The following is an 11,714-nucleotide window of genomic DNA, read 5'->3' on the forward strand; positions in this document are numbered from 1 at the left end:
CGTTCCGCCGGAGCCGGAACAGAGACGGAGACGGGAGATGGATCGCTTCAAGCAGATCGAGACGTTCGTGCGGGTGGCCGATGCCGGCAGCCTCGCGGCGGCGGCGCTCGAGGAGGGCGTGTCGCCGGTCGTGCTCGGGCGGCGCATCGACGCGCTCGAGAAGCGGCTCGGCGTGAAGCTGATGTACCGCTCGACGCGGCGGCTGGTGGTCAGCGAGGAGGGCGCGGCGTTCCTCGAGCGCTGCCGCGGGCTGCTGTCCGAATGGGACCAGGCCGAGAACGAACTGGCCGCCGGGCGGCGCGCGGTCAGCGGGCACCTGATCGTGTCGGCGCCGGCCGCGTTCGGGCGCAAGCATGTCGCGCCGCACGCGCCGGGTTTTCTGGCCGACAAGCCCGAGATGCAGCTGTCGTTCAACCTGACCGACCGCGTCGTCGATCTCGTGCGCGAGGGCTACGACCTGTCGATCCGGATTGGCGGTGCCGTCGATCCGAACTTTGTCGCGGTGAAGCTCGCGTCGAACCGGCGCGTCGTGTGCGGCACGCCCGAGTATTTCCGCCGGCACGGCCGGCCGAAGTCGCTCGACGACCTGCTCAGGCACAACTGCCTGGCGTTCAACCTGCAGGGCGGGCAGAACCGCGGCTGGTATTTCCAGCGCCACGGCAAGATCGCGACGATGCGCGTGGCCGGCAACCTCGACTGCAACGACGGCGAGCTGCTGCACCGCTGGGTGGCCGAGGGGCTCGGGCTCGGCTGGCGCTCGACGTGGGAAATCGCCGCGCAGCTCGAGACGGGTGAGCTCGAGACCGTGCTCGACGAATACGCGCTACCCGATTACGACATCCTCGCGGTCTATCCGCAGCAGCGCTACGTGCCGGCGCGCGTGCGCTATTTCATCGACTACCTGCGCGCCGCGTATGCGCGCCCCGGTTACTGGAGCACCACGCCGTAACGGCAGGCGGGCGGCCCGGCGATTTTTTTACGCTTCATGCGTCCGGCGCGGGAATAAACTCGACGCAGCAACGGTATGGTCATCGAGCGCGCACGTTGCCGGTCTGTCCGGGCGCCGTGCGCGGAACGGGCGCGGCATCGGCCGCCGGGACCAGGGAGGCCATGTGGGGCAAGCCGGACAGGCGGTCGAAGAACGGGTGGCAGACGACGCGGTCGCGCGCGGCGAGCGGTTTCGCGCGCTCGTGCTGCCGCATCTCGACGCCGCGTACAACCTCGCACGCTGGCTGAGCGGTAACGCCGGCGATGCGGACGACGTCGTCCAGGACGCGTGCATGCGTGCGTTGCGCTTCGTCGATTCGTGTCGCGGCGACAACGCGCGGCCGTGGCTGCTGACGATCGTGCGCCACACCTGGTACACGGAGTGGCGGCGCCGCACGCATGCGCACGAGGTCGCGCTGCCCGACTCGCTGGACGACACCGACGTGCCCGACGACTGGCAGCCCGCCACCGAGGACCCGCTCGCGCACCTGCTGCGCGGCGAGAACGTGCGGCTCGTGAACGCGGCGCTCGCGAAGCTGCCGCCCGAATACCGCGAGGTGCTGGTGCTGCGCGAGATGGAGGACCTGAGCTACCGCGAGATCGCGGCGATCGCGGACGTGCCGGTCGGCACGGTGATGTCGCGGCTCGCACGCGGCCGGCGCAAGCTCGCCGCGCTGCTGGGCGGCCCGCCGGCACCGGCGGCCGAAGGCAGGCCGGGCCGTACGCCGGCAGGCGGAACCGCATCGGAGGCTATCGATGGACTGTAACGAAGCGCGAGCGTTGCTGGACGCGGACGTCGACCGCGAGCTGTCGGCGCCCGACGCGTTGCGGGTCCAGCAGCATGTCGAAGGCTGCGACGTGTGTCGCCAGGAACGCGAACGGATCGTCACGCTGGTGCAGGCCGTGCGTCAGGCCGACTATCACCGTGCGCCGGATGCGTTGCGGGCGAGCATTCTTGCGAGCCTGCCTGCCGCGGCCGACGCGCCTGCCCGCGAGCAGGCGCGGGCGGAGCCGCAATCCGGATCCCGATCGCAGCCGCAGCGGCGGCCGCGCGGGCGTAACGGGTTGTCCTGGTTGCCGGGGCTTGGCGGAGCGGCACGCCCGGCCACGGCCGGCACCGGGCCGCGCTTCGCGGCATTGCCCGGCCTCGGTTGGGGCGTCGCGCTGCTGGTGGCGCTTGCCGCGGCTGGCGGGATGGTGGTGTCCGCGCGTCACGCCGACACCGACCGCACGATCGACGAACTCGTGTCGAGCCACGTGCGTGCCGACCTGTCGGCACGCGACATCGACGTGATCTCGACCGACCGGCACACGGTCAAGCCGTGGTTCAACGGCAGGCTCGACTATGCGCCGCCGGTCGAGGATCTCGCGGCGAACGGCTTCGCGCTGGTCGGCGGCCGGCTCGACTACGTCGGGCGCCGCCGTGTCGCGGTGCTGGTCTACCGTTACCGGCAGCACGTGATCGACGTCTATGTGCGGCCGGCCGGGGAAGGGCCGGGGGCGCCGTACTCGACCGTGTCGCAGGGTTATGCGCTCGACCGCTGGGATGCGGCCGGGATGACGTGGTGGGCCGTGACCGACGCCGAGCCGTCGGCACTTGCGGCGTTCAGGACCGCGCTCGACGCGCGGCTGGCCGGCACGCGCAGCGAATGACGCCACGACGGCGGGCTGCGGGCCCGCCGCACGCTTGCGTTCCGACCCTGACCGGGGAAAAGGCCGAAGAACGGTCCGGCTGTCCGGTCTCGCCTCTTCAAGTCTTTGAAAACATGGCCGAATCCGCGCGCCAATCGTCGATTGGTCTTGCATGCGCCCAGTATCCGGGTTAGAATCTTCGGCTTCTCACTTGCCACACCGGTTCAGACGCCCGGGTGGCTTTAATCCACAAGGAGTGTGTAATGCGTCATTACGAAATCGTATTCATCGTGCACCCCGATCAGAGCGAGCAAGTGCCCGCGATGATCGAGCGTTACAAGACCACGATCACGTCGCACGGCGGCCAGATCCACCGTGTCGAAGACTGGGGCCGTCGCCAACTGGCCTACATGATCGAGAAACTCGCGAAGGCTCACTACGTCTGCATGAACATCGAGTGCGACCAGACGACGCTCGACGAACTCGAACACGCGTTCAAGTTCAACGACGCCGTGCTGCGCCACCTCATCGTCAAGATGAAGAAGGCCGAAACCGGCCCGTCGCCGATGATGAAGGAAGTTCAGCGCGAAGAAGCCAAGAAGGCGGCTGCAGCTCAGCCGACCGAAGCGCAGGCTTAAGTTCGTCATTCATTAAGCCATCAAGGAGCGCGCCACTCACGTGAACAGGTTGCAATTGACGGCAAGCGTCGTCGAACGCGCACCGGTGCGATATACGCCGGCAGGTGTTCCGATCGCAAGCGCCACATTGCATCACCGCACGGAAGTCGTCGAAGCAGGCATTCCCCGTCAGGTCGAAATGACGATCGAGGCGGTGGCGGCCGGTGAGGCGAGCGGCAGGCTGGAAAGCCGTGAAATGGGCGTCGAAACGCTGTTCACGGGCTTCCTGGCAAAGAAAAGCCGCAACGCGAGAACCTTGGTGTTTCACATCACAGCATTGCAGGACATTGGAAAGGACTGAAATCATGCCCCGCCCGACTGGTAAGAAATTCGACAAGCGTCGTCAGCAACAAAACCCGCTCTTCAAGCGCAAGAAGTTCTGCCGTTTCACGGCCGCAGGCGTCGAGCAGATCGACTACAAGGACACGGAAACGCTGAAGGACTTCATCGGCGAAAACGGCAAGATTACGCCGGCGCGTCTGACGGGTACGAAGGCGCACTATCAGCGTCAGCTCGACACGGCAATCAAGCGTGCGCGTTTCCTCGCGCTGCTGCCGTACACCGATCAGCACAAGGCGTAACTCGGCGACGCCATAAGGAGAATTCGAATGCAAATCATTCTGTTGGAAAAAGTCGCCAATCTGGGCAACCTCGGCGACATCGTCAAGGTCAAGGACGGTTACGCTCGCAACTTCCTGATCCCGAACCGCAAGGCTCGCCGTGCAACGAAGGAAGCGATCGCCGAATTCGAAGTGCGCCGCGCTGAACTCGAAAAGATCGCCGCTGAAAAGCTGGCAGCATCGCAGGCAGTCGGCGAGAAGCTGAACGGCCAGTCGTTCGAAATCACGCAGAAGTCGGGCGTTGACGGCCGTCTGTTCGGCTCGGTCACGAACGGCGACGTCGCGGAACTGCTGAAGAAGGCAGGTTTCGAAGTCGAGAAGCTGCAAGTTCGCATGCCGGAAGGCCCGCTGAAGATGATCGGCGAGCACAACGTTCAGGTCGCGCTGCACACGGACGTCGTCGTCGACGTCACGATCAACGTGATCGGCGACCACGCGTAAGCGTATGCAAGCTTTCCGGGCGGCTTCCGTCGTCCGGACAAGGGCAGGCGCCCGGGCAACCGGGGCCTGCCTTTTTTATTGCCCGATCGCCGGAGCGGTAGCGCTGCTGCGATCTATTCGCGATAATCCCAACCCATGAACGCGCCGCAAGATCCCCAAATCGAATCGCTGAAAGTCCCGCCGCATTCGGTCGAAGCCGAACAGTCGGTGCTCGGCGGCCTGTTGCTCGACAACGCGGCATGGGACCGGATTGCCGACTTCCTGTCGCAGGGCGATTTCTATCGCTACGATCACCGGATCATCTACGAGCACATCGGCCGGCTGATCGCGTCGACGCGCCCGGCCGACGTCGTGACCGTGTACGAAGCGCTGACCACGTCCGGCAAGGCCGACGACGTCGGCGGCCTCGCGTACCTGAACGCCCTCGCGCAGAACACGCCGAGCGCCGCGAACATCCGCCGTTATGCGGAAATCGTGCGCGACCGTGCGGTGCTGCGCCGGCTCGTGTCGGTTGCCGACGAAATCTCGGCCGATGCGTTCAACCCGCAGGGCAAGGAAGTCCGCCAACTGCTCGACGAGGCCGAATCGAAGGTGTTCTCGATCGCCGAAGAGGGCGCGCGCGGCAACCAGGGCTTCCTCGAGATCGGCCCGCTGCTCACGCAGGTCGTCGAGCGCATCGATACGCTGTACCACACCGCGAACCCGAGCGACGTCACGGGCACGCCGACGGGCTTCGTCGACCTCGACCGGATGACTTCCGGGATGCACGGCGGCGAACTGATCATCGTCGCGGGACGACCGTCGATGGGTAAGACCGCCTTTTCGATGAACATCGGCGAATACGTCGCGGTCGAGTACGGCCTGCCGGTCGCGGTGTTCTCGATGGAAATGCCGGGCACCCAGCTCGTGATGCGTATGCTCGGCTCGATCGGCCGGCTCGACCAGCACCGGATGCGTACCGGCCGCCTGACGGACGAGGATTGGCCGAAGCTGACGCACGCGGTGCAGAAGATGAGCGAGGCGCAGCTCTTCATCGACGAGACGGGCGGCCTGAACCCGATGGAATTGCGCTCGCGCGCACGGCGTCTGGCGCGGCAGTGCGGCAAGCTCGGCCTGATCATCGTCGACTACCTGCAGCTGATGTCGGGTTCGTCGCAGGGCGAGAACCGCGCGACCGAAATCTCGGAAATCTCGCGATCGCTGAAGAGTCTCGCGAAGGAGCTCGACGTGCCGGTGATCGCGCTGTCGCAGTTGAACCGCGGCCTCGAACAGCGCCCGAACAAGCGTCCGGTGATGTCCGATTTGCGCGAATCGGGCGCAATCGAGCAGGATGCGGACGTGATCCTGTTCATTTACCGTGACGAAGTTTACAACCCGGACAGCCCCGACAAAGGCACGGCTGAAATCATCATCGGCAAGCAACGTAACGGCCCGATCGGCCCCGTTCGACTCACGTTCCTGGGGCAATACACGAAGTTCGACAATTTTGCGGGAGCGCAGACTTTCTACGGCGAGTAGCGCCGGTTGTAAAGCCCTAAATCGCCAAACGTTGTATCCAATCCCGGCGTGCGCATGTGCGCGCGTCGCGGCGCGACCGAAAACGGTACAATGTCGCCCGTTTTCGTGACAGTAGTTTGACAATCTCTCAGGAATCCCATGTTCGGTCGATTCATGCCCACCGAGGGCAAGTTCTTTGAACTCTTCAACGCGCACGCGAAGCACATCGTTTCCGGTGGCCGCGAGCTCGAACTGCTGATCGACAATCTCGCCGACGCCGAGATTCACAAGCAAAACGTGCAAATTGCCGAGAAGGCCGCTGACAAGCTCACGCACGAGGCGATCGATCTGCTGCACAAGACTTTCATCACGCCGCTCGATCGCGACGAGATCCACAAGCTGATCACGACGATGGACGACATCCTCGACCTGATGGAAGACGTCGCGACCGCCGTGTCGCTGTACGACGTGCAGTCCGTCACGTCCGAGGCGAGCCAGCTCGCGCACATCGTCACGCAGTCCGCCCAGCACGTGCAGCAGGCGGTCGGGTTGCTGTCCGACATGAAGCAGTCCGCGCAGATCCTCAAGCAGTGCGAGGAGATCGACCGCTGGGAATCGGAGGCCGATCGCGTGCTGCGCGCGGCGATGTCGAAGCTGTTCCGCGAGGAAGACGACGTGAAGACGCTCATCAAGCTGAAGGCGATCTACGAGCTGCTCGAAGAGATCACCGACAAGTGCGAGGACGTCGCGAACATCATCGAAGGCATCGTGCTGGAAAACGCCTGAGCGGACCACGATGCATTCGATACAACTCGCCCTCTGGATGGTCGCGACGCTGGTGCTCGTCGCGCTCGTATTCGACTTCATGAACGGCTTTCACGACGCGGCGAACTCGATCGCCACCGTCGTGTCCACCGGGGTGCTGAAGCCCCAGCAAGCCGTGGTGTTCGCGGCGGCGTTCAACGTCATCGCGTATTTCATCTTCCACCTGAAAGTCGCGCAGACCGTCGGTAAAGGCACCATCGATCCCGAGATCGTCGACCACTACGTCATATTCGGCGCGCTGGTCGGTGCGATCGGCTGGAACGTGATCACCTGGTACTACGGGATTCCGTCGAGCTCGTCGCACGCGCTGATCGGCGGCCTCGTCGGCGCGGCGCTCGCCAAGTCGGGCTGGGCTTCGCTGAACATCGACGGGTTGCTGAAGACCATCGCGTTCATCTTCATTTCGCCGCTGCTCGGTTTCATCCTCGGTTCGCTGTTCATGCTCGGCGTGTCGTGGCTGTACTTCCGAACCGCGCCCAGCAAGGTCGACCGGCGCTTCCGCCGGCTGCAGCTGCTGTCGGCCGGCTTGTACAGCCTCGGCCACGGCGGCAACGACGCGCAGAAGACGATCGGCATCATCTGGATGCTGCTGATCGCGAGCGGCTACGCATCGGCCACCGCCGATGCGCCGCCCGCGTGGGTGATCGGCGCGTGCTACCTGTCGATGGGCCTCGGCACGCTGTTCGGCGGCTGGCGCATCGTGCGCACGATGGGCCAGAAGATCACGAAGCTCAAGCCGGTCGGTGGTTTCTGCGCGGAAAGCGGCGGGGCGATCACGCTGTTCATCGCGTCGTTCCTCGGCATTCCCGTATCGACCACGCATACGATCACCGGCGCGATCGTCGGCGTCGGCGCGACGCAGAAGCTGTCGGCCGTGCGCTGGGGTGTGGCCGGCAACATCGTGTGGGCGTGGGTGCTCACGCTGCCGGCGGCCGCGCTGTTCGCGGCCGGTGGATGGTGGCTCGGCCATCAGATCTTCTGATCGCCAGCACTGTCGAACGGACATGAAATGCGCCGCAAGCCGAAAGGCTGCGGCGCATTTTCCTTTTGGGGCAGCGGAAATGTGCGGCGAATGACGGGTTTGTAGTCGCGCGTGGTCGCAGGCGAAGGCGAAGCGGGCTAGTAACTTCCGTTCGCGAACCGGGCAATCGGATCGTCTGCGGTGGCGGTGCGCGGGCTGACGGGGGCCGATTGCGTCGACGCGCGCAATACCTGCACGGGGGCTGGTTCGGTGCCGCGCGGTGACGTCGCCGCGACGGCGGGTGGCGGCTCCGCATCGAAGGCGGCAGCCTGGGCGGCCGTCAGTGCCGTCGTCGGAATCTGGGTGCCGACCTCGGCCGGACCGGCTGGCGCCGCATTCGCGGTCATGGTGGCGGCGGCTGTGCCCGTGCCGTCGCTCACGGAAGTTGCCTGCTGCTGAGCCGTCTGCATGCGCGGCGGCGGAGGTTCATACGGGTCGGCCGACGCGGCTGCGGGCGCGACCGCGGCGGTCGACACGGCCTGCGCGGCCGGCACGACCGGGGCAGGCGCCCGGGTCGCGGCGGCTTGCGACTGCGTATAGGCCGGCTGCCGCGGCGCGGCGGCAGTCACGACGACAGGGGCGGGCGCAACGACCGGCGCGCTGCGCGGCTCGTCGCGCTTCGCCTCGTAGGTCGGCGCATCGAACGGCGTAGGTGCCCCGCGCGGCGGCGCGACGCGGCGAATGCCGTCGAAACGCTTGGCCCAGTACGGGTTCGTCAGGTAGTCGAGCCGCACGGTGCCGCCCGTCGACGGTGCGTTGACGAAGCGCAGCTTGCCGACGTAGATGCCGACGTGCGAATGCGGCCGTCCGGTCGTGTTGAAGAAGATCAGGTCGCCCGGCGCGATCTGGTCGGGCTCGACCGATACACCGCGGCCGCTCATGTCGGCGGTCGTGCGCGGCAGGTTCACGTCGGCTGCGCGGCCGATCACGTAGCGCACGAGCCCGCTGCAGTCGAAGCCGCTCGTCGGCGTGTTGCCGCCCCAGCGATACGGGACGCCGACGAGGCTCATCGCCTGGATCGAAATTTCTTCCTGGCCGACGCTGTGATCGACGAACTTCGGGAAATTGGCGGGGGCGGGGAATGCGCGCGGCGTCGTGATCTTCATGCCCGACGCGGGGCGCGATGCCGACTGCGGCGGCACGCTGGAGCAGGCCGCAAGCAGTGAAACGACAGCAACGGGAACCCAGATTCGAAGCATGGCAAGGCGGGCGAGCGCGGGACGCTCGCGAATCGTATGACAACAGACAGACCCGATGGTAGACGTTCCGGCGGGGCTTAAGCAACCGTTCCTGAGAATTTACTTGAAGTTTCGCGCGTAAGTGCGGCTGTTGCGTAACGATGCATGACCAACGTTTCAGACCCCAAAAATAAAAACGGCGCTCCGGAAACGGAGCGCCGCGATGCGTCGACAGCCGGCCGACGGGCCGGCCTGTCGCGTTACAGGATGTCCGACGCGTAGTCGGCGAGTCGCGAGCGTTCGCCGCGCGCGAGCGTCACGTGGCCGCTGTGGCCCCAGCCCTTGAAGCGGTCGACGACATACGTGAGCCCCGAGCTGCCTTCGGTCAGGTACGGCGTGTCGATCTGCGCGATGTTGCCGAGGCACACGATCTTCGTGCCCGGGCCCGCGCGCGTGACGAGCGTCTTCATCTGCTTTGGCGTCAGGTTCTGTGCCTCGTCGATGATCAGGTACTTGTCGACGAACGTGCGGCCGCGCATGAAGTTCATGCTCTTCACCTTCAGGCGCGAACGGATCAGTTCCTGCGTCGCGGCACGCCCCCATTCGCCGGCGGCGTCGTCGGTCTTCTGCAGCACTTCGAGGTTGTCGTCGAATGCGCCCATCCACGGCTGCATCTTCTCTTCCTCGGTACCGGGCAGGAAGCCGATGTCCTCGCCGACGGGCACGGTCGCGCGCGTGACGATGATCTCGTTGTAGCGCTTGTCGTCGAGCACCTGCGCGAGGCCGGCCGCGAGCGCGACGAGCGTCTTGCCGGTACCGGCCTGGCCGAGCAGCGTGACGAAGTCGATCTCCGGGTTCATCAGCAGGTTCAGCGCGAAATTCTGCTCGCGGTTGCGCGCGGTGATGCCCCACACGTTGTTCTTGTGGTGGCTGTAGTCGCGCAGCGTCTGCAGCAGCGCCGTCTTGCCGTTCAGTTCGCGGACGATCGCATGGAACGTCGGCTCGCCGTTCTGCGGCTCGAGATAGACGAACTCGTTGACGAGCATCGACGCGACGAGCGGGCCCGTCACGCGGTAGTACGTGGTGCCCGTCTTCGTGTCCTGCCAGCTCTCCATGCCCTTCGCATGCTTGGTCCAGAAATCCTGCGGCAGCTCACGCACGCCGTTGTACAGGAGATCCGAATCCTCGAGCACCTGGTCGTTGAAGTAGTCTTCAGCGGGCAGGCCGAGCGCATGCGCCTTGATCCGCATGTTGATGTCTTTCGACACCAGCACGACCTGACGGTCCGGCCGGTCGCGCTGCAGCGCGCGCACGACGCCGAGGATCTGGTTGTCGGCCTTGCCTTCGGGCAAGCCTTCGACGGGCGCGATGTCGGTGAGCTTCGTCTGGAAGTACAGGCGGCCGACCGCCTCGCGGCTGCCGAGGCGCGACAGCGGAATGCCGGCCGTGATCGGGCCCGCGTCGGCGACCAGCGCGTCGAGCGTGCGGCTGACCTGGCGTGCGTTGCGCGCGACTTCGGACATCCCCTTCTTGTGGTTGTCGAGTTCCTCGAGCGTCATCATCGGCAGATAGACGTCGTGTTCCTCGAAGCGGAAGAGGCTGCTCGGGTCGTGCATCAGCACGTTGGTGTCGAGCACGAACAGTTTCTGCTGTTCGGCTTCGGCGGCCTTGCGGCTGCGCGATTTCGTCGCGGCGCCCGTGTCGCGCGCGGGAGCCGCGGCCGGTTTGCCGGCGGCCGGCTTGTCATTGCGCGCGACGACCGGCGCCGCGGGTTCGGCAGGTGCCGGCATCGGCTGCAACAGTGCGGCCGTCTGTTTGGTCTTGCGACCGCGCGCGGGTGCGCTCGCGGTTTCCTGCGCCGAAGACGCGACGGCGCGCAGCGGCGCGGCCGTGTTCGCGGCTTCGATCATCGGTTGGGCCACGCTCGCCGGACCGTAGTCACCGGCTGTGGATGCGTCCCCTTCGGCGGATTTCTTCGCGGCTTTCGCGGGCCGCGCTTTCACCTTGTATTCGTCGGGCGGCAGGAGGCTGCCGAGCTTGCTGGGGGGAGTAGGCAAAGGCATGGTGTCCCTCGGGAGGAATCGTGTCGCATGGCGTGCGCCGCTGATCGCATCCTGCGTGACGTAGACGCATGCAGTTTGCGCGCGGTGGCGCACAGGAAGTTCGTCTAGCCGGTTCGCCTAAGTGTCGATCAGCTCCTTGACGGGGTGAGGGCCGGACCGAGGGCCGGCGCGCAATCCATAAAAAAAGCCGCTGCCCCGTCGACAGGGACATGCGGCTCGGCTGATACGGTCGTGATGCGCGTCAAGTGCCGGAAAGCATCGCATCGAGCACCGGCGCAGCTACGAGAAATATGGGGCGAACTGGCATTCATTGCGGCCCAATATAACGCGCCTCAAAGCGCTTGTACAGCACTTAGCACGTCGTCCACATGGCCCGGTACCTTGATGCCGCGCCATGCCTGGCGAAGCACGCCGTCGGCGTCGATCAGGAACGTCGAGCGCTCGATTCCGCGCACTTCCTTGCCATACATTTTCTTCATCTTGATGACATCGAACAGCGCGCACAGCGCTTCGTCGGCATCGGAAATCAGCGGGAACGGCAGTTCGAGCTTTGCCTTGAAGTTGTCATGCGAGCGCAGGCTGTCGCGCGACACGCCGATGACTTCCGCACCGGCTTTCTTGAACTTCGGATAGAGATCGCGGAACTGCAGCCCTTCGGTCGTGCAGCCCGGCGTGTTGTCCTTCGGATAGAAGTACAGCACGAGTTTCTTGCCCTTCAGGTCGGACAGCGAAATGTCGCCGCCCGTGGCCGGTGCGGTGAAATCGGGAACTTG

At 65.5% G+C, this 11,714-nt stretch carries 13 protein-coding genes and 1 pseudogene; 11 read left to right on the forward strand and 3 right to left on the reverse strand.

Annotated features, from left to right (window positions below; genetic code table 11):
- Window positions 1-37 precede the first annotated feature (37 nt).
- From ABY44_RS10405 to ABY44_RS10450, 10 genes are all read left to right on the forward strand, one after another.
- Window positions 38-949, forward strand: a complete 912-nt coding sequence (locus tag ABY44_RS10405) for a substrate binding domain-containing protein (RefSeq protein WP_021162120.1) — start codon at window positions 38-40, stop codon at window positions 947-949.
- A 163-nt stretch (window positions 950-1,112) separates the two neighbouring features.
- Complete coding sequence (locus ABY44_RS10410; protein WP_060084271.1) at window positions 1,113-1,754, forward strand: RNA polymerase sigma factor; 642 nt, start codon at window positions 1,113-1,115, stop codon at window positions 1,752-1,754.
- Window positions 1,744-2,640: an anti-sigma factor family protein gene (locus ABY44_RS10415; protein ID WP_060084270.1), complete on the forward strand. Its 897-nt coding sequence runs from the start codon at window positions 1,744-1,746 to the stop codon at window positions 2,638-2,640. The genes ABY44_RS10410 and ABY44_RS10415 overlap by 11 nt, the downstream gene beginning before the upstream one ends.
- A gap of 242 nt (window positions 2,641-2,882) precedes the next feature.
- The gene (rpsF, locus tag ABY44_RS10420) at window positions 2,883-3,257 is read left to right on the forward strand and encodes a 30S ribosomal protein S6 (protein WP_006402295.1); all 375 of its coding nucleotides are present in this window, start codon (window positions 2,883-2,885) and stop codon (window positions 3,255-3,257) included.
- A 40-nt stretch (window positions 3,258-3,297) separates the two neighbouring features.
- Window positions 3,298-3,597 (forward strand): primosomal replication protein N, encoded by a 300-nt coding sequence (gene priB / locus ABY44_RS10425; protein WP_011657069.1) that lies wholly within the window; start codon window positions 3,298-3,300, stop codon window positions 3,595-3,597.
- 4 nt (window positions 3,598-3,601) lie between these two features.
- Window positions 3,602-3,877 (forward strand): 30S ribosomal protein S18, encoded by a 276-nt coding sequence (gene rpsR / locus ABY44_RS10430; RefSeq protein ID WP_006486248.1) that lies wholly within the window; start codon window positions 3,602-3,604, stop codon window positions 3,875-3,877.
- 27 nt (window positions 3,878-3,904) lie between these two features.
- Entirely contained in the window at window positions 3,905-4,357 is a 453-nt protein-coding gene (gene rplI, locus ABY44_RS10435; protein ID WP_021156519.1) for a 50S ribosomal protein L9, read from the forward strand.
- Window positions 4,358-4,492: 135 nt separating this feature from the next.
- Window positions 4,493-5,875: a replicative DNA helicase gene (locus ABY44_RS10440; protein ID WP_006486249.1), complete on the forward strand. Its 1,383-nt coding sequence runs from the start codon at window positions 4,493-4,495 to the stop codon at window positions 5,873-5,875.
- A 138-nt stretch (window positions 5,876-6,013) separates the two neighbouring features.
- Window positions 6,014-6,640 (forward strand): DUF47 domain-containing protein, encoded by a 627-nt coding sequence (locus ABY44_RS10445; protein ID WP_006478627.1) that lies wholly within the window; start codon window positions 6,014-6,016, stop codon window positions 6,638-6,640.
- Between the two features lie 10 nt (window positions 6,641-6,650).
- Complete coding sequence (locus tag ABY44_RS10450; protein ID WP_059687391.1) at window positions 6,651-7,661, forward strand: inorganic phosphate transporter; 1,011 nt, start codon at window positions 6,651-6,653, stop codon at window positions 7,659-7,661.
- A 137-nt stretch (window positions 7,662-7,798) separates the two neighbouring features.
- Here the strand turns inward: ABY44_RS10450 and ABY44_RS10455 are convergent, their stop codons facing one another.
- A complete protein-coding gene (locus tag ABY44_RS10455) occupies window positions 7,799-8,899 on the reverse strand; it encodes an NlpC/P60 family protein (RefSeq protein WP_060174310.1) in 1,101 nt (366 codons plus the stop codon).
- Window positions 8,900-9,138: 239 nt separating this feature from the next.
- On the reverse strand, window positions 9,139-10,941 hold the full coding sequence (locus ABY44_RS10460) for a PhoH family protein (protein ID WP_059694576.1): 1,803 nt from the start codon (window positions 10,939-10,941) through the stop codon (window positions 9,139-9,141).
- Between ABY44_RS10460 and ABY44_RS10465 the strand changes: the two are divergent.
- Window positions 10,837-11,081, forward strand: a pseudogene (locus ABY44_RS10465) (hypothetical protein); the annotation flags it as partial. The gene ABY44_RS10460 and the pseudogene ABY44_RS10465 overlap by 105 nt on opposite strands.
- Before the next feature lie 192 nt (window positions 11,082-11,273).
- Here ABY44_RS10465 and ABY44_RS10470 read toward each other — a convergent pair.
- Window positions 11,274-11,714, reverse strand: a 441-nt coding sequence (locus tag ABY44_RS10470) for a peroxiredoxin (RefSeq protein ID WP_431641178.1), incomplete at its 5' end; no start/stop codon positions are given.

Source organism: Burkholderia sp. ZZQ-2 (assembly GCF_050768715.1).
Lineage (GTDB): Bacteria > Pseudomonadota > Gammaproteobacteria > Burkholderiales > Burkholderiaceae > Burkholderia > Burkholderia cepacia.